21 protein-coding genes are annotated in these 24,435 nt (G+C 64.8%); 20 read left to right on the plus strand and 1 reads right to left on the minus strand.

The features are described 5' to 3' along the window. The first annotated feature begins 60 nt into the window (after positions 1-60). From glnE to BLV15_RS06820, 19 genes are all read left to right on the plus strand, one after another. Positions 61-3,006, plus strand: a complete 2,946-nt coding sequence (gene glnE, locus BLV15_RS06730) for a bifunctional [glutamate--ammonia ligase]-adenylyl-L-tyrosine phosphorylase/[glutamate--ammonia-ligase] adenylyltransferase (RefSeq protein ID WP_090225752.1) — start codon at positions 61-63, stop codon at positions 3,004-3,006. A gap of 61 nt (positions 3,007-3,067) precedes the next feature. Beyond that, positions 3,068-3,991 carry a branched-chain amino acid transaminase gene (locus tag BLV15_RS06735; RefSeq protein WP_090225753.1) on the plus strand — a complete coding sequence of 308 codons (924 nt, stop codon included), beginning with the start codon at positions 3,068-3,070 and terminating at the stop codon, positions 3,989-3,991. Positions 3,992-4,078: 87 nt separating this feature from the next. Further along, positions 4,079-5,113, plus strand: coding sequence for a lipopolysaccharide heptosyltransferase II (waaF, locus tag BLV15_RS06740; RefSeq protein WP_090225756.1), 1,035 nt, complete (start codon positions 4,079-4,081; stop codon positions 5,111-5,113). Between the two features lie 2 nt (positions 5,114-5,115). Further along, positions 5,116-6,132 (plus strand): lipopolysaccharide heptosyltransferase I, encoded by a 1,017-nt coding sequence (gene waaC, locus BLV15_RS06745; RefSeq protein ID WP_090225758.1) that lies wholly within the window; start codon positions 5,116-5,118, stop codon positions 6,130-6,132. Next, the gene (locus tag BLV15_RS06750; protein ID WP_090225761.1) at positions 6,132-7,253 is read left to right on the plus strand and encodes a glycosyltransferase family 4 protein; all 1,122 of its coding nucleotides are present in this window, start codon (positions 6,132-6,134) and stop codon (positions 7,251-7,253) included. The genes waaC and BLV15_RS06750 overlap by 1 nt, the downstream gene beginning before the upstream one ends. Further along, the gene (gene rfaP, locus BLV15_RS06755; protein ID WP_090225763.1) at positions 7,250-8,068 is read left to right on the plus strand and encodes a lipopolysaccharide core heptose(I) kinase RfaP; all 819 of its coding nucleotides are present in this window, start codon (positions 7,250-7,252) and stop codon (positions 8,066-8,068) included. Before BLV15_RS06750 ends, rfaP begins: the two co-directional genes overlap by 4 nt. A 25-nt stretch (positions 8,069-8,093) precedes the next feature. Then, the gene (locus BLV15_RS06760) at positions 8,094-9,050 is read left to right on the plus strand and encodes a glycosyltransferase family 9 protein (RefSeq protein WP_090225766.1); all 957 of its coding nucleotides are present in this window, start codon (positions 8,094-8,096) and stop codon (positions 9,048-9,050) included. Continuing rightward, complete coding sequence (locus BLV15_RS06765; RefSeq protein ID WP_090225768.1) at positions 9,050-9,784, plus strand: lipopolysaccharide kinase InaA family protein; 735 nt, start codon at positions 9,050-9,052, stop codon at positions 9,782-9,784. Before BLV15_RS06760 ends, BLV15_RS06765 begins: the two co-directional genes overlap by 1 nt. After that, a complete protein-coding gene (locus tag BLV15_RS06770) occupies positions 9,781-10,533 on the plus strand; it encodes a lipopolysaccharide kinase InaA family protein (protein ID WP_090225772.1) in 753 nt (250 codons plus the stop codon). Before BLV15_RS06765 ends, BLV15_RS06770 begins: the two co-directional genes overlap by 4 nt. Beyond that, positions 10,530-11,981 (plus strand): lipopolysaccharide kinase InaA family protein, encoded by a 1,452-nt coding sequence (locus tag BLV15_RS06775; protein ID WP_090225774.1) that lies wholly within the window; start codon positions 10,530-10,532, stop codon positions 11,979-11,981. Before BLV15_RS06770 ends, BLV15_RS06775 begins: the two co-directional genes overlap by 4 nt. Next, on the plus strand, positions 11,981-12,928 hold the full coding sequence (locus BLV15_RS06780) for a glycosyltransferase family 2 protein (RefSeq protein WP_090225777.1): 948 nt from the start codon (positions 11,981-11,983) through the stop codon (positions 12,926-12,928). The genes BLV15_RS06775 and BLV15_RS06780 overlap by 1 nt, the downstream gene beginning before the upstream one ends. 17 nt (positions 12,929-12,945) lie before the next feature. Next, positions 12,946-14,103 carry a hypothetical protein gene (locus BLV15_RS06785; protein ID WP_090225779.1) on the plus strand — a complete coding sequence of 386 codons (1,158 nt, stop codon included), beginning with the start codon at positions 12,946-12,948 and terminating at the stop codon, positions 14,101-14,103. After that, entirely contained in the window at positions 14,100-15,017 is a 918-nt protein-coding gene (locus tag BLV15_RS06790; RefSeq protein ID WP_090225782.1) for a polysaccharide pyruvyl transferase family protein, read from the plus strand. The genes BLV15_RS06785 and BLV15_RS06790 overlap by 4 nt, the downstream gene beginning before the upstream one ends. Beyond that, positions 15,014-16,195, plus strand: coding sequence for a hypothetical protein (locus tag BLV15_RS06795; RefSeq protein ID WP_090225784.1), 1,182 nt, complete (start codon positions 15,014-15,016; stop codon positions 16,193-16,195). Before BLV15_RS06790 ends, BLV15_RS06795 begins: the two co-directional genes overlap by 4 nt. Before the next feature lie 160 nt (positions 16,196-16,355). Then, positions 16,356-18,113: a carbamoyltransferase family protein gene (locus tag BLV15_RS06800; protein ID WP_090225786.1), complete on the plus strand. Its 1,758-nt coding sequence runs from the start codon at positions 16,356-16,358 to the stop codon at positions 18,111-18,113. After that, a complete protein-coding gene (locus tag BLV15_RS06805; RefSeq protein WP_090225788.1) occupies positions 18,097-19,230 on the plus strand; it encodes a glycosyltransferase in 1,134 nt (377 codons plus the stop codon). The genes BLV15_RS06800 and BLV15_RS06805 overlap by 17 nt, the downstream gene beginning before the upstream one ends. After that, a complete protein-coding gene (locus BLV15_RS06810) occupies positions 19,227-20,147 on the plus strand; it encodes a glycosyltransferase family 2 protein (RefSeq protein ID WP_090225790.1) in 921 nt (306 codons plus the stop codon). The genes BLV15_RS06805 and BLV15_RS06810 overlap by 4 nt, the downstream gene beginning before the upstream one ends. 33 nt (positions 20,148-20,180) lie before the next feature. Next, entirely contained in the window at positions 20,181-20,942 is a 762-nt protein-coding gene (locus tag BLV15_RS06815; RefSeq protein WP_090225793.1) for a hypothetical protein, read from the plus strand. 11 nt (positions 20,943-20,953) lie between these two features. Next, positions 20,954-21,847, plus strand: a complete 894-nt coding sequence (locus BLV15_RS06820; RefSeq protein ID WP_175534305.1) for a glycosyltransferase family 2 protein — start codon at positions 20,954-20,956, stop codon at positions 21,845-21,847. 4 nt (positions 21,848-21,851) lie between these two features. Here the strand turns inward: BLV15_RS06820 and BLV15_RS06825 are convergent, their stop codons facing one another. Next, positions 21,852-22,481 carry a phosphotransferase gene (locus BLV15_RS06825; RefSeq protein WP_175534306.1) on the minus strand — a complete coding sequence of 210 codons (630 nt, stop codon included), beginning with the start codon at positions 22,479-22,481 and terminating at the stop codon, positions 21,852-21,854. A 100-nt stretch (positions 22,482-22,581) separates the two neighbouring features. On the opposite strand from BLV15_RS06825, the gene msbA reads away from it, so the two are divergent. Continuing rightward, a complete protein-coding gene (gene msbA, locus BLV15_RS06830; RefSeq protein WP_090225801.1) occupies positions 22,582-24,390 on the plus strand; it encodes a lipid A export permease/ATP-binding protein MsbA in 1,809 nt (602 codons plus the stop codon). Positions 24,391-24,435 lie beyond the last annotated feature (45 nt).

Below are 24,435 nucleotides of genomic sequence, written 5' to 3' on the forward strand. Positions count from 1 at the left end.
AGGGGCGGAAAACCTCTTTCGCATCCCCCGTCGGCAACCCGCAGCCGACAAGGATAGACCATGAACCTGCCCCCACTCGTCGTCGTGCCGGACGTCCTGCGCAGCGGCGCCGAACGCGCGGAACAGGCCTTGCGCGCTGCCGTGACAAGCCTCGGCGACAGCGCCGAGCGGCGCCTTTCCAGCTGGCCCGCGCCGCGCCGCGCGGACTTCCTGAGGGTAACCGCCGCCAGCGATTTCGTCGCCGAACAGGCCGCGCGCAGCCCCGACGCCTTTCTCGAACTGGCCGATTCCGGCGAGCTGGAGCGTTCTCTGCAGACCGGCGAGCTGCGCGATCAGTTGCACCGCCTGCTTGCCGAATGCAGCGACGAGGACGACCTCGCGCGGCGCCTGCGACGTTTTCGCAACCGTCAGCAGCTGCGCATCATCTGGCGCGACCTGACGCGCCAGGCCGACCTGATCGAAACCTGCCGCGACCTCTCCGAGCTGGCCGACGTGTGCATCGACGAGGCCTACCGCTGGCTTTACCCGCGCCTCTGCGCGCAGTTCGGCACGCCGATCGGCAAGCGCTCCGGCGAGGCCCAGCAACTGGTCGTGCTGGGCATGGGCAAGCTCGGCGCCGGCGAGCTGAACCTGTCCTCGGACATCGACTTGATCTTCGGCTTCCCGGAGGGTGGCGAAACCCAGGGCGTGAAGCGCGCGCTGGATAACCAGGAGTTCTTCGCGCGCCTCGGCCAGCGGCTGATCAAGGCGCTCGACAGCATCACCGTCGACGGCTTCGTGTTCCGCGTCGACATGCGCCTGCGCCCCTACGGTTCCGCCGGTGCCCTGGTGTTCAGCTTCAGCGCGCTGGAGCAGTACTACCAGGACCAGGGGCGCGACTGGGAACGCTACGCGATGATCAAGGCGCGGGTGGTCGGAGGCGACCGGCAGGCCGGGCAGCAACTGCTCGACCACTTGCGCCCGTTCGTCTACCGGCGCTACCTGGATTTCTCGGCAATCGAGGCGCTGCGCCTGCTCAAGCAGATGATCCAGCAGGAGGTCCGGCGCAAGGGCATGGACGAGAACATCAAGCTCGGCGCCGGCGGGATTCGCGAGGTCGAGTTCATCGCCCAGGTGTTCCAGCTGATCCACGGCGGCCGCGACCTGAGCCTGCAGCAGCGCTCTCTGTTCAGGGTGCTGGCGACCCTCGAAGGGCAGGGCTACCTGCCGGCGGCGGTGATCGCCGAGTTGCGCGACGGCTACGCCTTCCTGCGCTACACCGAGCACGCCCTGCAAGCGATCGCCGACCGGCAGACGCAGATGCTCCCCGACGGCGCGCTGGAGCGCGCGCGGGTCGCCTTCATCATGGGTTTCCCAGACTGGGCCGCGTTCCACGAGCGCCTCAGCCACTGGCGCGAGCGCATCGACTGGCACTTCCGCCAGGTGATCGCCGACCCCAACGAGGAAGAGAACCTGCCGAGCCAGGCCAGCGTCGGCGGCGAGTGGCTGCCGCTGTGGGAAGACCGCATGGAAGAGGAGGCCATCGACCGGCAACTGCTGGATGCCGGCTTCGTCGATCCCTTCGCCGCGCGCAAGCGCCTCGCCGAACTGCGCAACGGGCCGCAGGCGCGCGCCATGCAGCGCCTGGGTCGCGAGCGGCTGGACGCCTTCATCCCGCGGCTGCTGAGCATGGCCGCCGAACACCAGGACCCGGACCGGGTGCTGGAGCGCGTGCTGCCGCTGGTCGAAGCCGTGGTGCGGCGCTCCGCCTACCTGGTGCTGCTGACGGAAAACCCCGGAGCCTTGCAGCGGCTGATCGCCCTCTGCGTCGCCAGTCCATGGATCGCCGGGCACATCGCGCGCTACCCGATCCTGCTCGACGAGCTGCTCAACGAAGGACGGCTGTTCAACCCGCCGAACGCGCCGGAGCTGGCCGCCGAACTGCAGGAGCGACTGCTGCGGATTCCCGAGGACGACCTCGAGCAGCAGATGGAAGCGCTGCGCCACTTCAAGCTGGCCCACGGCCTGCGCGTGGCGGCCTCGGAGATCAGCGGCTCGCTGCCGCTGATGAAGGTCAGCGATTACCTGACCTGGCTCGCCGAGGCAATTCTCGACCAGGTGCTGGCGCTGGCCTGGCGCCATACGGTGGCGCGCCACGGCGCGCCGAAACGCGCCGATGGCAGCCCATGCGATCCGGATTTCGTCATAGTCGGCTACGGCAAGGTCGGCGGCATCGAACTGGGCCACGGTTCCGACCTCGACCTGGTGTTCATCCACGACGGCGATCCGCAGGCGGAAACCGACGGGCCCAAGCCGATCGACGGCGCGCAGTTCTTCACCCGCCTCGGTCAACGGATCATTCACCTGCTCACCGCGCACACCAACTCCGGCCAGCTCTACGAGGTCGACATGCGCCTGCGTCCGTCCGGCGCGGCCGGGCTGCTGGTGAGTTCGCTGGGCGCCTTCGCCCGCTACCAGGAGACCGAGGCGTGGACCTGGGAACACCAGGCGCTGGTGCGCGCCCGCGTGCTGGTGGGCAATCGCCGGGTCGGCGAAGGCTTCGAACAGGTGCGCGCCCGCGTGCTCGGCCGCGAGCGCGATCTGCCGACGCTGCGCCAGGAGGTCAGCGAGATGCGCGCGAAGATGCGCAGCAACCTCGGCACCCCGCTGACCGCCGCCGGCACCGCGGCGAATGCCTTCGCCGCCACCGTTGGCTACGACCTCAAGCAGGACGCCGGAGGTATCGTCGATATCGAATTTATGGTGCAATACGCGGCCTTGGCCTGGTCGCACGGGCATCCCGAGCTGCTGCGCTACACCGATAACATCCGCATTCTGGACGGCCTGGCTGATGCCGGACTGCTCCCGGCCGAAGACGTCGCCCTGCTACAGGAAGCCTACAAGACCTACCGCTCCGTGGCGCATCGTCAGGCGCTGGAAAAGCTTCCGGGCGTGGTCCCAGGCGATCAGTTGCAGGCCGAGCGGCGCGCCGTGATGCGCATCTGGCGGACGCTGGGGCTGAGCTGAATCCCGGCGCGTCGCCAACCCGTATTAGTTGTACGAACCGAACCTTGAGGAGCTGGCAGTTATGTCGATGTCCGACCGCGATGGCGTGATCTGGTATGACGGCGAAATGGTGCAGTGGCGCAACGCTACCACTCATGTGCTGACCCACACCCTGCACTACGGCATGGGCGTGTTCGAAGGCGTGCGTGCCTACGAAACCCCGCAGGGCACGGCGATCTTCCGCCTGCAGGCGCACACCGACCGGCTGTTCGATTCGGCGCACATCATGAACATGAAGATCCCGTTCACCAAGGACGAGATCAACGAGGCGACCCGCGCCGCCGTGCGCGAGAACAACCTGGCTTCGGCATACATCCGTCCGATGGTGTTCTACGGATCGGAAGGCATGGGCATCCGCGCCGACAACCTGAAGGTCCACGTCATCGTCGCCGCCTGGCACTGGGGCGCGTACATGGGTGAGGAAGCGCTGAAGAGCGGCATCAAGGTGCGCACCAGCTCCTTCACCCGCCACCACGTGAACATCTCGATGACCCGCGCCAAGTCCAACGGCGCCTACATCAATTCCATGCTGGCCCTGCAGGAAGCGGTTTCCGGCGGCGCCGACGAGGCGCTGATGCTGGACCCGGAAGGCTACGTCGCCGAGGGCTCGGGCGAGAACATCTTCCTGATCCGCGAAGGCCGCCTGTACACCCCCGAGGTGACCGCCTGCCTGAACGGCATCACCCGCGGCACCGTGCTGATCCTGGCCAAGGAACTCGGCCTGGAAATCGTCGAGAAGCGCATCACCCGCGACGAGGTGTACATCGCCGACGAAGCCTTCTTCACCGGTACCGCCGCCGAAGTCACGCCGATCCGTGAAGTCGATGGCCGGCAGATCGGCGGCGGCAGCCGTGGTCCGATCACCGAGAAGCTGCAGAAAGCCTACTTCGACCTGGTCAGCGGCAAGACCGACGGCCACGCCGACTGGCGTACCCTGGTCAAGTAAGTCGCCGGACCTTCCCGGCGAAGCCCGGCGCGAGGCGGCCCTGCGCAGCCTCCGTCGGGCTCGGGCGGTCCGCGCCTCGAGTCCCTTATGAATATTCTGATCATCGGCCCGAGCTGGGTAGGCGACATGGTGATGGCGCAGACGCTGTTCGCCTGCCTGAAACAGCGCCATCCCGGCTGTGCCATCGATGTGCTGGCGCCCGAGTGGAGCCGGCCGATCCTCGAACGGATGCCCGAAGTGCGCGAGGCGCTGAGCTTTCCGCTCGGCCACGGCGTGCTCGATCTTGCCGCGCGCCGGCGCATCGGTGCCGGCCTCAAGGGGCGCTACCAACAGGCCATCCTGCTGCCGAACTCGCTGAAGTCGGCGCTGGTGCCGTTCTTCGCCGGGATTCCCAAGCGCACCGGCTGGCGCGGCGAGATGCGCCTGGGCCTGCTCAACGACATCCGCAAGCTGGACAAGGACCGTTATCCGCTGATGATCGAGCGTTTCATGGCGCTCGCCTACGAGCCCGGCGCCGCGTTGCCGCAACCTTATCCGCGGCCGGCGCTGGTAATCGACCCGGCCAGCCGCGACGCCGCGCTGGCCACGTTCGGCCTGCAACTGGATCGTCCGGTGCTGGCGCTGTGTCCCGGCGCCGAGTTCGGCGAAGCCAAGCGCTGGCCGGTGGAGCACTACGCTAAGGTCGCCGAGCTGAAGATTCGCGAAGGCTGGCAGGTCTGGCTGTTCGGCTCGAAGAACGATCACCCGGTGGGCGAGGAAATCCGCGCGCGGCTGATCCCCGGCCTGCGCGAGGAAGCGCTGAACCTGGCGGGCGATACCTCGCTGGCCGAGGCCATCGACCTGCTCTCCTGCACCGCCGCCGTGGTCTCCAACGACTCCGGCCTGATGCACGTGGCCGCGGCGCTGAACCGCCCGCTGGTGGCGGTGTACGGCTCCACCTCGCCGCAGTTCACCCCGCCGCTGGCGGACCAGGTGGAGGTGGTGCGCCTGGGGCTGGAGTGCAGCCCGTGTTTCGAGCGCACCTGCCGTTTCGGTCACTACAACTGCCTGCGCCAGCTTGAGCCGCGCCCGGTGCTGGATGCCCTCGGCCGGCTGGTCGGCGACCCGCTCGAGGTGAGCTGACGTTGCGCGTCCTGCTGATCAAGACCTCTTCCCTGGGCGATGTGATCCATACCCTGCCGGCCCTCACCGATGCGGCGCGGGCGATCCCCGGCATCCGTTTTGACTGGGTGGTGGAAGAGGGCTTCGCCGAAATCCCGGCGTGGCATCCGGCGGTGGCGCAGGTGATCCCGGTGGCGATCCGGCGCTGGCGCAAGCACCCGTTGCAGACCTGGAAGAGCGGCGAATGGCGACGCTTCAAGGCGCGCCTGCGCGAGACCCGCTACGACCTGGTGATCGATGCCCAGGGCCTGCTGAAGAGCGCCTGGCTGACCCGCTACGTGAAGGCGCCGGTGGCCGGGCTCGACCGCGACTCCGCCCGCGAGCCGATCGCGGCGCGCTTCTACGACCGGCGCTACGCCGTGGCCCGCGAGCAGCATGCGCTGCAGCGCACCCGCGCGCTGTTCGCCGAGGCGCTGGATTACCCGCTGCCGACCGGCATCGGCGATTACGGGCTGGACCGCGCGCAACTGGCCGATCCCGCCGGCGAGCCTTACGTGCTGTTCCTGCACGGCACCACCTGGGCCAGCAAGCACTGGCCCGAAGCCGACTGGCGTGCCCTGGCCGAGCGCATCGCCGAACGCGGCTGGGCGATTCGCCTGCCGTGGGGCAACCCGACCGAGAAATCCCGCGCCGAGCGCATCGCCGCCGGCCTTGAAAAGGTCGCCGTGCTGCCCAAACTGAACCTTGCCGGGGTCGCCAAGGTGATCGCAGGCGCGCGCGCCTGCGTGGCGGTGGACACCGGCCTCGGTCACCTCGCCGCCGCGCTGGACGTGCCGTGCATCTCGCTCTACGGCCCGACCCGCCCGGACCGCGTCGGCGCCTACGGCCGCTCGCAGGTCCATCTGTGCGCGAGCGGGCCGGGCGCCGGCCTTGGCGACCGTGACACGCCGTGCTTCGACCGCCTCGATGCCGAGCGCGTCGGCACCGAACTGGAGGCGTTGCTGCTGGCGCCGGAGAGCGTTTTCGAGGATCGCGCCTGATGCAACTGGCTTTTGCCCTCTACAAGTACTTCCCCTTCGGCGGCCTGCAGCGCGACTTCATGCGCATCGCCCTGGAGTGCCAGCGCCGTGGCCACGCCATTCGCGTCTACACGCCGATCTGGGAAGGCGACGTGCCGGCGGGCTTCGACGTGCGCGTGGCGCCGGTCAAGGCGCTGTTCAACCACCGGCGCAACGAGAAATTCAGCGCCTGGATCGCCGCCGACCTGGCCCGCGATCCGGTGGACCGGCTGATCGGCTTCAACAAGATGCCGAACCTGGACGTCTACTACGCCGCCGACGGCTGCTACGAGGACAAGGCGCAGACCTTGCGCAACCCGCTGTACCGCAAGTGGGGCCGCTACAAGCACTTTGCCGACTACGAGCGTGCGGTGTTCGGCGCCGACGCGAAGACCGAGATCCTGATGATCTCCGAGGTCCAGCAGCCGCTGTTCGCCAAGCACTACGGCACCCCGGCCGAGCGCTTCCACCTGTTGCCGCCGGGCATCGCCGCCGACCGCCGCGCGCCGGCCAACGCCGCCGACATCCGCGCCGAGTTCCGCCGCGAATTCAAGCTGGCCGATGACGATCTGCTGCTGGTGCAGATCGGTTCCGGCTTCAAGACCAAGGGCCTGGACCGCAGCCTCAAGGCCGTCGCCGCGCTGCCCCGCGAGCTGAAGAAACGCACCCGGCTGATCGCCATCGGCCAGGACGATCCCAAGCCGTTCCTGCTGCAGATGGGCGCGCTGGGCATTTCCGAGCAGGTACAGATTCTCAAGGGGCGCAGCGATATTCCGCGTTTCCTGCTCGGCGCCGACCTGCTGATCCATCCGGCCTACAACGAGAACACCGGCACCGTGCTGCTCGAGGCGCTGGTCGCCGGGCTGCCGGTGCTGGTCAGCGCGGTCTGCGGCTATGCCCACTACATCGCCGATGCCGATGCCGGCCGCGTGCTCGCCGAGCCGTTCGAGCAGGCGCAGCTGAACGCCATCCTGGCGAGCATGCTCGCCGACGACGCGGCGCGTGCCGGCTGGTCGCGCAACGGCCTGGCCTTCGCCGATTCGGCGGACCTGTACTCGATGCCGGAGCGGGCGGCCGATGTGATTCTCGGAGAACGGCCATGAGCAAGCTGGTGCTGCAGGAACCCTTCAGGAGCCTCTGGCAGGGCCGCGATCCCTTCGTCGAGGTGGAGAAACTGCAGGGCGAGGTCTACCGCGAACTGGAGGCGCGCCGCACGTTGCGCACCGAAGTCGACGGCCGTGGCTATTTCGTGAAGATCCACCGTGGCGTCGGCTGGGGCGAGATCGTCAAGAACTGGCTGACCGCCAAGGCGCCGGTGCTGGGCGCCGGTCAGGAATGGGCGGCGATCCAGCGGCTGACCGAGGTCGGCGTGCCGACCATGACCTGCGTGGCGTTCGGCGAGCGTGGTGCCAACCCGGCGACGCAGCATTCCTTCATCGTCACCGAAGAGCTGGCGCCGACCGTCAGCCTGGAGGATTTCTGCCGCGACTGGCCGAGCGATCCGCCGCCACCGGCGCTGAAACGGGCGCTGATCGCCGAAGTGGCGCGGATGACCGGCGCCATGCACCGCGCCGGCGTCAACCACCGCGACTGCTACATCTGCCATTTCCTCCTGCACACCGACGCACCGCCGGCAACCGGCGCGTTCAGGCTGTCGGTGATCGACCTGCACCGCGCCCAGGTGCGCACGCAGACGCCGGCCCGCTGGCGCAACAAGGACATCGCCGGGCTGTACTTCTCGGCGCTGGACATCGGCCTGACGCGGCGTGACAAGCTGCGCTTCCTCAAGACCTATTTCGGCAAGCCGCTGCGCGAGATTCTGCGCGACGAAGCCGCGCTGCTGGCCTGGCTGGAGCGCAAGGCCGAGCGCCTGCTGCAGCGCTACCGACGCAAATACGAGCCAGGGGCCGCGGCATGAGCGGCGCCTGCATACAAGGGGCAACATGAATTTCAACGGACTGCGTGTCGGCATCGTCTCGTTTCCGGCACTGGGTGACGTCACCCTCTACCTGCGTCTGGCCTGGCTGTTTCATCGTGCCGGCGCGCAGGTGAGCTTCTTCAGCAAGACCCTCTATCCGGCGCGCGAGTACTTCGACTGGCTCGACGTGCGGCGCGATGACAGCGAGTCGCTGGAGGTGCTGTCGCCCCGCTTCGACCTGCTGATCGCCTGCTTCGAGAAGTGCTACGAGCCGGGCGCGGGTGCGCAGGCCTACGCGGCGCTGACCAACGTGGCCTTCGTCACCGCGAAGAAGATTTCCCGGGAGTCCGGCCTGCACGGGCGCGAGGTGATCGTGCGTGGCGAGCGCCTGCCGGGCGCGAGCATTCCGTTCTGCCTCGATTCGCGTGCCGGACAGACCATGGTCGACTGGGTCGACTCCTACGCCAACCAGGTGTACGGGATCTCCCTGGGGCCCGGTGAGCGGGTCATGGGGCGCGAGAAAGAGCCGGCACCGAGCCGCCGCGTGGTGGTTTTCCCGACCACGCCCAAGGAGAGCAAGAATTACTGGCTGGCCGGTTTCCGCCTGCTGGCTCATGCCATCAAGGCGCGCGGCTGGGACGTCGAGTTCGTCTGCATGCCGGACGAACGCGAGCGGATCGGCGCGGCCATCGGCGATTTCCCGCTGCATGCCTTTCCCGACGTCAAGGCGCTGATGGATTACGTCGCCGGCGCCGCCGTGGTCATCAGCAACGATTCCGGCGGCGGCCACCTGGCCTCGATGATGGACATTCCCACCTTCACCATCACCCGCCGGCGCAAGAACTTCGTCTGGCGCCCCGGCTTCAACCACAAGAACACCGTGCTGTATCCACTGTGGCGCTTCAAATGGCTCGGCAACTACGTCTGGCGGCCGTTCGTACCGGTCTGGCGGATCGCCCGCGACCTCGGTCAGGCGCGCTGATGGCGGGCTGGAAGCTCGATCCGTCGCATGCCGATCTGTCGGCGCACTTCGGCAGCCTGGAAGCGGTGTTCGCGCTCGAGGGCGAGCGCCTGACCCGCGACCCGCTGTCCGAGGTGATCCGTGTCGAAGTCGACGGCGTTCGCTATTACGTCAAGCGCTACTGGGGGGCCGGCAAGGGCGTGCGGCGCTACCTGGGCCGGCCGCGGGTCAAGGCCGAGTGGCAGAACCTCAAGCATTTCGCCCGCTGGGGCATCCCCACGGCGACGGTGGTCGGCTGGGGGCTGGAGCGTAGCGGCGGGGCCTTCCTGCGCGGTGCGCTGATCACCCGGGAGTTGCCCAACACCCACGACCTGGCGTGGCTTGCGAACAACCACGATCCCCGCCTGCGCGATCGTCGCTGGGTCGATGGCATCAGTCGGCAACTGGCTGCGGCGACGCGCATCCTGCACGACCATTCGTTCGCCCATAACGACCTGAAGTGGCGAAACCTGCTGGTCGACGACCGCGGCGAGCTGTTCTTCATCGACTGCCCAGGCGGCACCTTCTGGCGCGGCGCGCTGCTGCGCCGGCGCATCGTCAAGGACCTCGCCTGTCTGGACAAGGTGGCGAAGTACACCCTGTCGCGTACGCAGCGGCTACATTTCTACCTGCGGTACGCCGGCGTGACGCGGCTCGGGGCGAGCGACAAACAGCGTATCCGCCAGGTGCTGACCTATTTCGAGGGCCGCGAGTGAGCGATTACCTGTGTGGCGATGACCGCGACCTGTTCGAGCGCCACGTGCTGGCGAGCTTCGACGCGCTCTGGGCCTTGCAACTGGACGCTGTGGACGCGCCGAACCGGGCGGGGAAGGGCTGGAGCCAGGTCTTCCGCCTGGAGCTGGAGGGCCGCGGTTACTACCTCAAGCGCCAGTCCGACTACCTGATGCGCAGCCTGCGCCATCCCTTTGGCGAGCCGAGCTTCGCCCGCGAGTTCCGCAACATCCAGCGCTACCGTGAGCTGGGCATTCCGGCGTTGCAGGCGGCCTTCTTCGGCCAGCGAAAGGTGCGCGGCGAGCGCCACGCGATCCTCCTGACCCGGGCGCTGGACGACCGCCGGGACCTGCAGCACTGGCTGGAGGGCTGGGAGCAGCGGCCGGCGGAGCAACGCCAGGCGCTGCTGACGGCGGTGGGGCGGCTGGCGCGCCGGCTGCACGAGGCCGGGCAGAGCCACGGCTGTTTCTACCCCAAGCACATCTTCCTGCGCGAGGCCGACGGCTTCGACGCCTGCCTGATCGACCTGGAGAAGACCCGTCCGCTGCGCCGGGGCGAGGCCGACCGGGTGCGTGATCTGGAACCGCTGCTGCGCCGCGCGCACGTCTGGCAGGAGACCGACGTGCGCGGATTTCTCGCCGCCTACCTGGACCGGCCGGCGACGAGCGCCGAGGTGGAGCACTGGTTGCCGCTGCTCGCCGCGCGTCAGCGCCGCAAGGAGGCGCGCACGTGAAGCTGGCCGAGTTGCAGCATGCCGGCCGCGCGCCGGCGCTGCCGCTGAGCGTTGACCTCGGCGCGGACAGCCTGGAGGTCAGCGCTTGGCTGCGCGTGCTGCCGGGGCAGCGCTATGTCGGCCTGGCGCAGCGGCAGGGGCGAGCGGTGCTCGCCAAATTGCTGGTTGGCGCGAAGGCCGAGCGGCATTTCGCCCGCGAGCGCGACGGCGCGGCGCTGTTGGCCGCCTCCGGCCTGGATACCCCGGCGCTGCTCGCCGAAGGCTTCGAGGCCGGGCAGGGCGGCTGGCTGCTGTTCGAGTTCCTCGACGGCGCGCAGAGCCTGTGGGACGCCTGGCGCGCGGTGGAGCACCAAGCGCCGCTGTCGGACGCCCAGCAGGCCGTGCTGGGCGAAGCCCTCGCCGCCATCGCCCGCCTGCATGCCCAGGGCCTGTGGCAGAGCGATCTGCACCTGGACAATCTGCTGCGCCACGACGGTCGCCTGTTCCTCATCGATGGCGGCGGCGTGCAGGCGGAAACCCCTGGGCAGCCGCTGTCCCGAGCACGGGCGCTGGAAAACCTCGGGGTGTTCTTCGCCCAATTACCGGCGCGCCTGGAACCCTTTTTCGAAGAGCTGCTGGTGCACTACCTGCTGGCCAATGGCGAGCACGCCCTGCCGCTGGAAGCGCTGCTGAAGGATGTCGCCCGGGTCCGTCGCTGGCGTCTGCGCGATTACCTGCAGAAGGCGGGGCGCGATTGCAGCCTGTTCAGCGTGCGTACCGAGCCGCGCAGCCTGTGCGCCGTGCGCCGTGACGAGCAGGACGCCCTGGCGCCGCTGCTGGCCGACCCCGACGCGTTCATCCGCGCCGGGCAGTTGCTGAAGGACGGAGGCAGCGCGACGGTCGCGAAGGTCGAGGTGGCGACGCGCCAACTGCTGGTGAAGCGCTACAACGTCAAGGGCCTCGGCCACTGGCTCCGACGCTGCCTGCGCCCGAGCCGGGCCTGGCACAGCTGGATCGAGGGCAATCGGCTGGAGTTCCTCGGCATCGCCACGCCACGACCGCTGGCCTGCATCGAGCGACGCTTTCTCGGGCTGCGTCGCGGGGGCTGGCTGATCAACGTCTTCTGCGAGGCGGGCGACCTGTTCGCGCTGTTCGGGCGCGAGGGCGATCGTCTGCCGTCCCCGGAAGAGGCCGGCGCGATTCAGAGCCTCTTCGCCGACCTGGCGCGCGAGCGCATCAGCCACGGCGACCTCAAGGCGACCAACCTGCTGTGGGATGCCGGGCATCTGCTGCTCATCGACCTCGACGCGCTGCGCGCGCATCCACCGGGTGCCGGATGGCAGCGCGCCCAGGCGGCGGACCGCGCCCGCTTCATTCGCAACTGGCCGGCGGATAGCCCCCTGGCGCGTTGGCTGGAGGAAAACCTGCCCAGCGCCGAAGCGCCGCCACCCGCCGTGGGGCATGACTGATGCAGGTGGCCGATGCTCGCTGGAAACGGGACGCACCGGCCGATCTGCTATTGAGCGTGATCATTCCCGCCTACAACTACGCCTCGGTGTTGTCGCGCTGCCTGGATTCGGTGCTGATGCAGCTCACCGGCGAGTGCGAGCTGATCGTCGTCGACGACGGTTCGCAAGACACTACGCTCGATCTGCTGCGCGGACGGCATTGCGGGGCGCAGCGTGCCGCTTATCTGCGCCAGGACAACCGCGGCCCTTCCGCGGCCCGCAATGCCGGGCTGGCGATATCCTCCGGGCGCTGGGTGTTGTTTCTCGATGCCGACGATGTCATGGCTTCGGGGGCGATAGCGGCGATCCTGCATAGGCTGCGCACCTGCCCCGGTATCGATCTGTTGCTCGGCGGGCATCTGGATTGCGCGGAGGACGGCAGTAGCCGCTATCACCCTCCCGGACGGATCGCCGACGCGGTTTTTTCCCGGCTCGACGATTTCCTGCTGAAGAAACGCTTCGGCATGGGGCACGGCAGCGCTGTGTTCCGCCGCGCGCGGGCGACCTGCTGTCCCTATCCCGAGGATTTGAAGCAGGGCGAAGATCTGGCGGTTTTCGCCTTCATGCTCTCGTCGCCGGTGATTTCGGTGCTGGATGTTCCGCTCGTCTGGATCTACAAGCACGCGGATTCCCTGCGCAATCAGCTGGAGCTGGATGCCGCCCACGGCGACCGGGTTGCGGCGGCGGTCTTCGAGCGTCTGCCGGGCGAGTTCCAGCACCGCCTGCGCGCCTACCGGGCACAGCGCCAGCTGTCCCTGTTTCGCGGTTGCTACCTTGCCGGGCTGCGCAGCGAGGCGTTGGCTTGCTATCGTCGGGCCTGGCGGCTCGATCCCTGGATAGCGTGCCGCTGGGACTATCTTTCGAAATGGCTACGGCTGGTAATTGGCTGGCGAGGGACGCGACTTTGAGCGTGCAGGATGTGCACATGACGGACACCCGGCAGGTCGCTTCGCTGGCGCCGGGCACTTCGAGCGGCAGCCGGATCGACTATCAGCTCCAGCTCGGTGAGCGGCGCTACCCGGTCTATTTCTCCGCCGCAGGCATTCCGCTGTCCGGCGATGGCGAAGCGCTGCTGGCCATGGCCGCGCTGGGGGCGATGGCCACCGATACCGACCTTCGCTTGCCGGGCATGCTCTCGCCGCAGTTCCTCGCCAACCAGCGCCAGCTCATGCAGACGTTCACCGGTTGGTTTGCGCGCTATCGGCCGGTGTCGATCACCGCGCAAGCCCTGGTTTCCCGCCCGAAAGCGGCCACCGGGCGTGTCGGCAGTTTCTTCACCGGTGGCGTCGACTCGTTCTACACCTTCCTCAAGCACCGCGAGGAAATCACCGATCTGATCTTCGTGCACGGCTACGACGTCGCGCTGGACGACTTGCCACGGCGGCAGGCGATCAGCGAAATGGGCCGCGCGATAGACCAGGCGACCGGTGTGCGCTTCATCGAGCTGGAGACCAACGCCATCCGTCTGTTCAAGGACTTCGGGCGCTGGGGGTTGCATGGCCACGGATACGGGCTGGGCAGCGCCGCGCGCCATCTGGCCGACTACCTGGACCGGATCTACATTCCGTCCTCGTTCGCCGAAGCCGACCTGATGCCCTGGGCATCCCATCCGCAGACCGATCCGCTGTTCTCCGACGAGCGTCTGGAGGTCATCCACGACGGGTGCGAGGTCGGACGGATCGACAAGGTCGAGGCGCTGGCCGCGGACCCTTTGGCGCTGGCTCACCTGCGGGTTTGCTGGGAGCGGGTCGAGGGCAGCTACAACTGCGGGCGCTGCGAGAAATGCCTGCGCACCATGACGTCACTGGAGGCGCTGGGCGTTCTCAAAGACAGCGCGACCTTTCCGCCACGGGTGGCCCTGGAGCGCGTCCGTGCCCTAGTGATGTACGACGATTCCCTGATCAAGTTCGCCCGCGAGAACGTCCGCCTGCTGTCGGCCCGCGGGCTGGGCGACAGCCCTCTGGCGAGGGCCTGGCAGCAGGTGCTGGAGCGACCGCAGTGGCGCAACAGGCTGATCCTGCGCGGCAGGAAAATACGCGGCAAATGGCGGCGGGTTATCAGGAAAATAAGGAATGCCACGTGAGGCCGATCTGTTTGCTGGAATACACCGGCGCGATATTCGAGCGATTCGTCAACCTGGGTGACGATATCCAGACACTGGCTGTCAGCCGCCTGGTGCCGCGTGTCGATGGCTATGTGTCGCGTGAGGCCCTGAACCAGATCGCGGAGCCCTGCACCGTGCCGATGAATGGCTTCTTCATGAACACCGGGAACTGGCCGCCCTCCGCCCAGGTGAGCCCGGTGTTCTTCGCGTTCCATATCTCGCCCCCCGCGCAGGCGGTGATCTGCTCCCCCGAAGGCATCGATTACCTGCGCCGCTGGCAGCCCATCGGCTGCAGGGATCGCGGCACGCAGGCACTGCTCGAACGGCATGGCGTGCAGGCGTATTACAGCCGCTGCGTGACCCTGACCCTGCCACGGCGCGAGCAGTCGCCCGAAGGCGAGGGCGAGGTGTTTCTGGTCGGCCTCAGCCCGGCGGCTCGGCGGACGGTGCCGGCTTCGATTCGCAAACGTGCGGTCGTCGTCGACCAGGCCAAGCTGCGCCTGCCGATCGGCAACACGCGTTTGCGCCTGGAGCTGGCCGGCGAACTGCTGGACCAGTACCGCCGACGCGCGCGTCTGGTCATCACCTCGAAGATCCATTGCGCGATGCCCTGCATCGCCATGGGCATTCCCGTCGTGTTTCTCTACGACGCGGCGCGGCGCGACGACTATCGGGTGAAGATCATCGAGGACCTGGTGGGTATCCATTACGTGCACAATTCCGGGCCCCTGGCCGCGTTGCGCAACCTGCATCTGGCGCGCGGGATCGACTGGAATCCGCCGCCGCTGGATATCGAGTCGCTGAAACTCGAGATCGCCGCCGAGTTCGGCCGGGCGTTCAGTCGCGTCCACGCTGGCGAACCGGGCGTCGCCGAAGCGGAGTCCGCAACGTGAGCATCATCGTTTCGGAGCTTTCCTCGGACTGGTCGCGCGAGCCGTCGGAGAAATCGACGGTGACCTACCGCGTCGACCTCGGCGATCGGCACTACGACGTCTTCATCCGCAGCAACGGCTTGCAACGGCAGCCCGGACTCGATGCGGCGCTGCCGCTGGCATTGCTGGCGGCAATGAAGCTGCGTCGGCCGATTCGGGTCAAGGGGGCGCTGTCGGCGACCTACCTGGCGGGTGTCAGGCAGGTGATGGCGCTGTTCGAGGCAAGCTTCGACGAATATTTCGCGGTGCCGATCGAGGCCGATTCGATGTACCAGCCGGCGCCGCAGGCCGGGCCGCGCAAGGCGGCCTTCTTTTCCGGCGGCGTCGACTCCTTCTTCACCCTGATCAAAGGGCAGGAAGAGCTCACTGACATCCTGTACATCCATGGCTTCGACGTGCGCCTGGACGACCTGCCGCGACGTGCGGCGGTGAGCGCGATGGGCGCCGCCGTGGCCGAGGGCACCGGGACGCGCTTCATCGAGGTGGAAAGCAATCTCGGCAAGGTGATCCAGGATTTCGGCTCGTGGCCCATTCACGGGCACGGCTTTGCCTTGATGAGCGTCGCCCGCGCGCTGGCCGGCGATATCGGCGAAGTACGCGTTCCCGGGACCCACAGCCTGCAGCACCAGAAGCCCTGGGGCTCCTGGCTGGATACCGATCCGCTGTTTTCCGATGAACGTCTCGCCATCGTCCACGATGCCTGCGAGGCCGAGCGGATCGACAAGATCAGGCGCATCTCCAGCGAGCCGCTGGCGCAGGCGTATCTGCGGGTGTGCTGGGGCAAGGTCGACGGGATGTACAACTGCTGCCGCTGTGAAAAATGCCTGCGGACCATGGTTTCCCTGCATGCGCTGAATCGCCTCGAACAGTTCACCAGCTTCCCGCTGCCGCTGGAGACCCGGGACGTTGCGCGCACTCTTCTCCCGCGCGACGGCTTGCGCATCTACCTGGCGGAGAATATCGAGCTGCTTAGGCAGAATCGGCCGGAAGAGCGTGCATTGATCGCCGCCTTGCAGCGGCAATTGCGCCGGCCCATATGGCTGGCCGTGCTGCGCCTGAAGTGGCGCAAGCGATTTGCCCGGCTCAAGGGCCATTTTCGCCGCTTGACGCGGCGAGGCGCCGGACGCGACCTTGAGTGACGGGCTGAATTACCGATTTCGACGGGCCCCGCGATATAATCGCCGTTTTTTGCTGCTCGGTGCCGCCCCGCTTCCCCCTTCCGGATGAAGGTCGCCGCGGCCGGCCGTGCGCCGGGCACGACCCACTTGATGTGGTCATCCAAACTCAAGAGGCAACGCTGTGTCACTCACGATTCTCGGCCTTTCCGGCGCGCTCAGTCATGATCCCTCCGCCGCGCTGTACATCAACGGCAAGTTGATCGCGGCAGTGGAAGAGGAGCGCTTCGTTCGCGACAAGCACGCGAAGAACCGCATGCCCTACGAGTCGGCGAAGTTCTGCCTGGAGCAGGCCGGCATCCAGCCGGCGGATGTCGACGTGGTGGCGATCCCGTTCGCGCCTATCAGCATTTTCGGCAAGGCGCGCTGGCACTATGCGAAACGCTACTGGTACGCGCCGGATCGCGCGCTGGACGCCATCCTGCTCGGCAACCGCCGCTACAAGCGCTATCACAAGCGCATCGAATGGTGCCTGCAGCAACTCGGCTTCGACCTGAAGAAGGTCCGCATTGAGCCTGTCGAGCACCACCTGGCGCACGCCTCCAGCGCCTACCATTGCTCGGGTTTCACCGAGAAGACTGCGATCATGGGCATCGACGGCAAGGGCGAGTACGCCACCACCTTCTTCGGCTACGGCGAGAACGGCAAGATCCACAAGATCAAGGAGTTCTTCGACCCGGATTCGCTGGGCGGCCTGTATGGCGCGATCACCGAGTACCTCGGCTTCGAGATGCTCGACGGCGAGTTCAAGGTGATGGGCATGGCGCCCTATGGCGACGCGGCCAAGTACGATTTCTCGCGGCTGGCCAGCTTCGAGAACGGCGAGCTGACCATCAACACCGAGTACGCCAACGTCATCGGCTTTCGCCGCTACAAGGAGAAGGGCAAGGGCTTCTACTTCTCGCCCAAGCTGATCGAGTGGCTGGGACCCAAGCGCGAAGGCGACATCGCCGACGACCCCTACATCCACTATGCGGCGAGCATGCAGGCGCTGTTCGAGAAGCTCGCGCTGCAGATGATGGACCACTACCTGGGCGACATCATCAGGCAGACCGGCAAGATCGCCTTCGCCGGCGGATGTGCGCTGAACGTCAAGCTGAACCAGAAGATCATCGCCCGTCCGGAAGTGAAGGAACTGTTCGTCCAGCCGGCCTCCGGCGACGCCGGCACCGCAGTGGGCGCGGCCGCCTACGTCTCGCACCAGCGCGGCGTGCCGGTGGAGAAGATGGAGCACGTCTACCTCGGCCCGGCCTACTCCAACGAGGACATCATCGCCGCCTGCGCGCGTCACCCGAGCCAGCCGGTATGGAAGCGCATCGACGACATGCCGCAACGCATCGCCCAGATCATGGTGGCCGGCAACCCTGTCGCCTGGTTTCAGGGGCGCATGGAGTTCGGCCCGCGTGCGCTGGGCGGACGCTCGATCATCGGTTGCCCGAGCGTGGCCGGTGTCGCCGACCGGATCAACGCGCAGATCAAGTTCCGCGAGCGCTGGCGCCCGTTCTGCCCGTCGATGCTCGATACCGTCGCCCCGCAAATGCTCAAGGTCGACCATCCGTCGCCGTTCATGACCTTCACCTTCGAGGTCAACGACGAGTGGAAGAACCGCGTCGGCGAGGTCGTCCACGAGGACGGCACTTCCCGCGCCCAGGTACTCAAGCGCGAGTACAACCCGCGCTACTACGACATGATGAAGGCGCTGGAAGACCTCACCGGCAACGGTGTCTCGCTGAACACGTCGCTGAACCGCCGCGGTGAGCCGATGGTGTGCTCGCCGACCGATGCGTTGAACATGTTTTACGGGTCCGATCTGCCGTACCTGATCATGGAAGACATCCTGGTTGCCAAAGACGGGATGGACTGGCATGACCCCATCGGCTGAGCCGCGCGTTCTGCAGATTTGCCATGGCTATGACGGGCCCTTCCTCGATTGCGCCCGTCAGTACGCGGTGCTGTTCGCCGGGACGTCCTACAAGGTGACCACGGTGTTCCTGACCGGCGCGCCCGATCCGGCAGTGGCGGCCGGTTGCGCGTCCGACGAGGTGCTGTTTCTCGATTACAGCTCCCGGGACATCCGCGGCCTGAAGCTGCGCGCCATCCGCGAGATTCGCCAGATCGCCCGCCTGCGCAACGTGCAGCTGTGCATCGCCCACCGTTTCAAGCCTATCTACATCGCCTGCCTGGCCACCCGGTTGCCGGTGATCGGCGTGCACCACGCGTTCGGCATCTACACGCGGCTGATGCGCCGCGCATTCGTCGGCCTCTTTCGCCGTCGCCTGACGCTGCTCGGCGTCTCCGACGCCGTGCGCGACGACATGCGCCGCTGTCTCACCGACTGGCCTGCCGAGCGCATCCAGACGCTCTACAACCGTATCGACGTGGCCGCCGTGCAGGCTCTCCAGGTCGATCGCGCCGCCGCCCGCGCGGAGCTGGGTCTGCCGGATGGGGCCTGGATCGTCGGCAACGTCGGCCGCCTCCATCCGGACAAGGACCAGGCGACGCTGCTGCGTGGCTTCGCCGCCGCGCTGCCGGAGTTGCCGCCCAACAGCCTGCTGACGATCATCGGCACCGGTCGCCTGGAGAGCGAACTCAGGGCTCTTGCCCACGAACTGGGCATCGCACCGAAGGTCGCGTTTCTCGGCCAGGTGCCCGATGCGCGTCGCTACTTCAGCGCTTTCGACGTCTTCGCGCTGAGCTCCGATCACGAGCCTTTCGGCATGGTGCTGCTGGAAGCCATGGCCGCGGGTGTGCCGATCATCTGCAGCGACTGCGGAGGAGGGCGCGAGGTGGTCAAAGGCGTGGGGATGTTGTTCCCGCTCCGCGATACTGGCGTACTGGCGAAGCACTTGCTGAGCTTGGCGCGTGCCGATGCACCTCAGGCCGCCGACAGGCGCCAGGCTATGGCCGAGCGGCTGGACAGCTGCTTTTCCGACAGGGCGGCGCAGGCTCGATTCAAGGAACTGATGTCGCGCATGGAACGGCTGGAGGCATACCGATGAGCGAACCCGTGGTGCCTTTGGTTTCGGTACTGGTCCCTTGCTACAACTACGCCAGCTTCGTTGGCGAGGCGCTGACCAGCGTACTGGAGCAGGACTATCCCAACTTCGAGCTGATCGTCGTCGATGATGGCTCCACTGATGACAGTGCCAGCGTCATCGAGCGCACCATCGAAGCCTCGAAGCCTGGTTCGCGGGCACGCGGTGTCCTGTTCGTGAAACAGGAAAACCAGGGCGTGAGCGCCGCGCTCAACACGGCTTTGGCGCTCGCGGAGGGTGAGTTCGTCGCGACCTTCGATGCCGACGACATCATGCCCCAGGGGCGGTTGGCGGTGCAGGCGGCCTATCTGAGCGAACATCCCGAAGTGGGGTGCCTGGGAGGCGTGGCGATCCGCATTGACGAGCAAGGAGCGCTTCTACCCAAGAAAGACAAGAAGCGCGAAGTCCGGCGCTACGATTTTGATCGGGCGCTCGCGGAGGCCCTGGTGGTCGGCGGCAACATTGCCGTCTATCGCCGCGACGCGATGATTGCGGTGGGCGGGTACGACCCGGCGATCAAGGTGCAGGACTTTCAGATGACCCTGAAGATCGCCCACGAGGGTTACTTCGTCGATATCTTGCCGGAAATCGTTACGCTGTACAGGAAGCACCCCGATAGCTTGTCCAAGCAATACAAGTCTGAATACTTATATGGTCTACAAGTGATTCAAGACTATAAGGGGTGTGCCGCTTATTCTTCTTCAAAGTCAAAGCTGATAACGAAGGCGTTGCGCATCGCAGTAACGGATGACAAGGCTTACGCCTGGAGATTGCTTTTCCAGGTCCCGTTGGCTCATTGGGATGGCCAGTTGTTCAAGAGATTTCGTCATCTCCTGTTCAAGCCCAGCTCCAGGGGCTGCAGAAGCGGGATGGGTAATTGATTTATTTCGTGTATATTTTTAAAGAGAAGTTGTATGCCTTGCGATAAGGTTCGTATCGTTTCGCTGTATTGGAATAATGTCAGGCCGGATCTGGTTTCGGCCCAGGCTCGTGTCTTCAACTTTTTTGGCTACCCAATAGAACAGCAAAATCTGCATGGGGTCGATCACGGCGCCTGGATGGAGAAGATGCTCGATTCGGCAGCCGATGATGAGGTAGTCATTATCGTTGATATTGACTGCATTCCCTTGTCAGCTGAGGCGGTAGGGCGCGCCGTGAGAGTAGCGCAGGATGGGGCGATATTCGGGTGCGCTCAGTCGGCGAATCATATCGATCATCGATTCATCTATGCGGCTCCGATGTTTCTGGCACTTACTGGGCGAACCTGGCGCTTACTGGATGCTCCCTCTCTAAAAGCCAGTGAGCAGTATGACGTTGCTGGAAGATTGTCCGCAGTTGCCCGCCAACGAGGTGTCCCGGTAGAGCTGGCCTATCCAACGTGCTCTGCCGTACCTCTGTGGTTGCTGGGGGATACGTCGACTTACGGCCTGTTCACCATCTTCGAAGGGCAGTACCTGCATTTGTTTGAGTCTCGAAATACGGCTGTGGTGCAGTCCTTCGTTGCTTTGGCGAATTCCCTGGTGGCTGATGGCGAGTTGTTCGACTATCGCCCCTTTATTCTTCGTTGCAACCAGGAAAGCCACGAGCAATATGCCAAAAAATACTTCCTCAAACACAGCTTCTCCGGAAAGCTCAAGCGAGAGTGGGCGCGTTTGAAGAAGCGGGTTGGATGCTAGGTGGGCATGACGTGAGCGATCTGCCTTTGGTGTCCGTCGTTATCCCCTGTTACAACCATGGGCGCTATTTAAGTTCCTCGATAGCATCTGTGCTTGCGCAGGATTATCCTCGCATCGAGTTGATTGTGGTCAACGACGGTTCCCAGGACGACAGTCTTGAGGTCATGCGGAATCTTCAAGCGAGCCACGGGTTTCTGGTGATAGACCAACCCAACGGAGGCGTTACCTTGGCCTCTGAAGCGGGTTGTAAGGTTGCCAGTGGCGAGTACGTGGTGATATTCGATGCTGACGATGTGATGCCTCCTTACCGGATCAGCAAGCAGGTTGATTTTTTAAAGAGGCATCCTGATGTCGGCTGTTGCGGAGGGAACTTCGTTTATATTGACAGTGATGGTCGAGAGATTGCGGGTGCTCCTGTAAAGCGCTTCGGTATTTATGGTTTCCACGAGCTGTTCAGTGTGGAGGATCTTTGGGTGGGTGGGCCCACGTCGATGTATCGTCGTAAGGCAATGCTCGAAGTAGGTGGTTTCGATGTATCCCTAGATATTCAGGACTTGCAAATGGAGTTGAAAATAGCGCATGCGGGATACGATGTTGCCATTCTAGACGATATGCTTTCTTACTATAGAAGGCACTCGGAGAACAAATCTTCTAAATACAAGGAAAATTTTTATATTTGTTTAAGGTTGATTGATGCATATCGACAGGAGTCGGGGTATCGGCTGGCGTATCAGGCGTTGGTCAATAGCGCATTGAAGCGGGCAGTCAAGGAAGATTTGGCGTTTGCTGCATCCTTGTTCAGGATGTTGCCGCTGCGGGACTGGAATCGAAAGACGTTCAAACGATTCCGTAAGTACGTATGGGTGAACTGTGTCTCACGATTGACGGGTAGGCGGTCTGCCTAAGACGTCACTCGTCAAAGAACTCTTCCTGATCAGATATTTCCTTATATCCTCTCTTCAGGTCGTCGATGTTCTCTTCGAACAGCCATCGGCGATCCTCCTCATAACGCTGCATGTGTTTGAGGTTTCTTCTTCGCTTCCAGAGCGAAAGCCGTTTTCGCTCGAGGCGCATGTCCGCGAAATCGATGAGCCCTAGCCGTAGGTCTGGCAACAACAATACGTTGCCCAGATGCAATGATCGGAAGTAGACCCCGGCTTCATGGAGTTGCGCCAGTAATTGACCGAAGCGGTTGGCGAGATCCCGCCTTTGGGGCGGGGCAACACTGTTCATCGCCTGCCTTAGCGTTATGCCGGGAAGTCCCTTGTAACGAACGGCTGTGCGTTTGGGGCTGGACAGTCGGTACACCCCGACGATCTCCGGCACGGGCACGCCAAGCGCGCTGAGGGCGCAGGCATTGTCGGCGAAGCGCTGGGCGTAAGGCCTGAAAGCCTCCGAAGAAATCAGGTGTTTACGCCTGAAAAGCTTGAGGAAATCTCCGGTAGCCAGCCTCATCACCTTGGGCCCGTGGCCGTCAGCTTCGAGTACCTCAGCGCCTGACGTGAGGGTTTGATAGGCGATGGCGCTCATGGGCAGCATGGTGTGTTCCGACGAGATCATGTCCGCGGATTCTAACGAGTGTTTAGGCCCGTGTCCTTCGATGGTATAGTCTCTTTTTCCTTTCCGTCAGCAGTGGCCAATGACCGATTCAACAAGCAAATCTAATACAATGTCCAGTTTCAGGCTGTATATGCGCCTGCTGAGTTATGTGCGTCGTTATTGGGTGATGTTTGCTGTAAGTATGCTGGGTTACATTATTTTTGCGTCCACTCAACCGATGATGGCCGGGCTGTTGAAGTACTTCGTGGATGGAATTGCCCATCCTGAAAAAAATATTACGCAGTTGCCCATTCTTGGCGAGATGCAGCTGCTGTATGCAGTTCCGCTTGCATTGTTGCTCATTACGGTATGGCAAGGCATAGGTTCTTTCTTAGGGGGGTATTATCTGGCTCGAGTTGCTCTTGGGCTTGTTCAGGATCTGCGTGTAGCGCTGTTCAATAACCTGCTTACATTGCCCAATCGATATTTCGACAACCATGCATCCGGGCACCTTATCTCGCGGATTACCTATAACGTCAGCATGGTTACTGGTGCAGCGACAGATGCACTGAAAGTGATGGTCAGGGAAGGTCTTACCGTTGTTTTTCTGTTCGGCTATCTGGTGTGGATGAACTGGAAACTGACACTGGTCATGGTCGCCATCCTTCCGGTCATTGCGCTGATGGTACGCACGTCCAGCCGCAAGTTTCGCAACCAGAGTCGAAAAATCCAGGGGGCAATGGGCGAGGTGACGCATGTCACGTCCGAAACCATTCAGGGCTACCGGGTGGTCCGCAGCTTTGGTGGCGAGCGCTATGAAAGCGAGCGATTCCTGGCGGCCAGCGAAGACAACATGCGCAAGCAGCTGCGAATGACGCGGACCTCGGCGATCTACACTCCGAGCCTCCAGTTCGTCACCTACAGCGCCATGGCGTTGCTCATGTTCCTGGTGTTGTTCCTTCGCGGAGACTCCACGGTCGGTGACCTGGTGGCCTACATCACCGCGGCAGGCCTGCTTCCCAAGCCGATTCGCCAGCTTTCGGAGGTCAGCTCGACCATCCAGAAGGGCCTCGCGGGCGCGGAGAGCATCTTCGATCAACTCGACGAGGCGCCAGAGAAGGACGAGGGGACGGTAGAGAAGGAGCGCGTCAGCGGCGCGCTGGAAGTTCGCAATCTCAGCTTCACGTATCCGGGTACGGAAAAACTGATCCTCGACGACATCAGCTTTCGCGTCGAGCCGGGGCAGATGGTTGCTCTGGTAGGGCGCTCCGGGAGCGGTAAGTCCACGCTCGCCAACCTGATTCCGCGCTTCTACCAAGGCGAGCCGGGCGCGATCCTGCTCGACGATGTGCCGGTCGAAGCGTATCGCTTGCGCAACCTGCGCAAGCATATCGCGCTGGTTACTCAGAACGTCACGCTGTTCAACGACACCGTCGCGAACAATATCGCCTACGGCGATCTGTCCACTGCGCCGCGGGAGGCTGTCGTGCGTGCAGCGGAAGATGCCTACGCCAAGGAGTTCATCGATCAGCTTCCACAGGGCTTCGATACCCTGGTCGGTGAGAACGGTGTGCTGCTGTCGGGTGGCCAGCGTCAGCGTCTCGCCATCGCCCGCGCCTTGCTCAAGGATGCCCCGGTACTGATTCTCGACGAGGCGACCTCCGCGCTGGATACGGAGTCCGAGCGGCATATCCAGGCCGCTCTGGATGAAGTGATGAAGGGGCGCACCACCTTGGTTATCGCGCATCGCCTGTCGACCATCGAGAAGGCCGACACCATTCTGGTGATGGACGCGGGGCGCATCGTGGAGCGCGGCTCGCACCAGCAGTTGCTGGATGCCAATGGCTACTACGCCAAGTTGCATGACAAGTTCGAAGAGCTCGCTCGGGATGAGCAGTCCTCGCACTGATGGTTTCCTGCGTGTTTCTGCCGTATCGGCTTCGGGTTCGATAAT

The sequence above is a fragment of the Pseudomonas kuykendallii genome, from assembly GCF_900106975.1.
GTDB classification, from domain to species: domain Bacteria; phylum Pseudomonadota; class Gammaproteobacteria; order Pseudomonadales; family Pseudomonadaceae; genus Pseudomonas_O; species Pseudomonas_O kuykendallii.

Coding starts and splice junctions, on each gene's coding strand:
- glnE (WP_090225752.1), top strand. CDS start 61: ATGAACCTGCCCCCACTCGTCGTCGTGCCGGACGTCCTGCGCAGCGGC.
- BLV15_RS06735 (WP_090225753.1), top strand. CDS start 3,068: ATGTCGATGTCCGACCGCGATGGCGTGATCTGGTATGACGGCGAAATG.
- waaF (WP_090225756.1), top strand. CDS start 4,079: ATGAATATTCTGATCATCGGCCCGAGCTGGGTAGGCGACATGGTGATG.
- BLV15_RS06750 (WP_090225761.1), top strand. CDS start 6,132: ATGCAACTGGCTTTTGCCCTCTACAAGTACTTCCCCTTCGGCGGCCTG.
- rfaP (WP_090225763.1), top strand. CDS start 7,250: ATGAGCAAGCTGGTGCTGCAGGAACCCTTCAGGAGCCTCTGGCAGGGC.
- BLV15_RS06760 (WP_090225766.1), top strand. CDS start 8,094: ATGAATTTCAACGGACTGCGTGTCGGCATCGTCTCGTTTCCGGCACTG.
- BLV15_RS06765 (WP_090225768.1), top strand. CDS start 9,050: ATGGCGGGCTGGAAGCTCGATCCGTCGCATGCCGATCTGTCGGCGCAC.
- BLV15_RS06780 (WP_090225777.1), top strand. CDS start 11,981: ATGCAGGTGGCCGATGCTCGCTGGAAACGGGACGCACCGGCCGATCTG.
- BLV15_RS06785 (WP_090225779.1), top strand. CDS start 12,946: ATGACGGACACCCGGCAGGTCGCTTCGCTGGCGCCGGGCACTTCGAGC.
- BLV15_RS06805 (WP_090225788.1), top strand. CDS start 18,097: ATGACCCCATCGGCTGAGCCGCGCGTTCTGCAGATTTGCCATGGCTAT.
- BLV15_RS06810 (WP_090225790.1), top strand. CDS start 19,227: ATGAGCGAACCCGTGGTGCCTTTGGTTTCGGTACTGGTCCCTTGCTAC.
- BLV15_RS06815 (WP_090225793.1), top strand. CDS start 20,181: ATGCCTTGCGATAAGGTTCGTATCGTTTCGCTGTATTGGAATAATGTC.
- BLV15_RS06825 (WP_175534306.1), bottom strand. CDS start 22,481: ATGCTGCCCATGAGCGCCATCGCCTATCAAACCCTCACGTCAGGCGCT.
- msbA (WP_090225801.1), top strand. CDS start 22,582: ATGACCGATTCAACAAGCAAATCTAATACAATGTCCAGTTTCAGGCTG.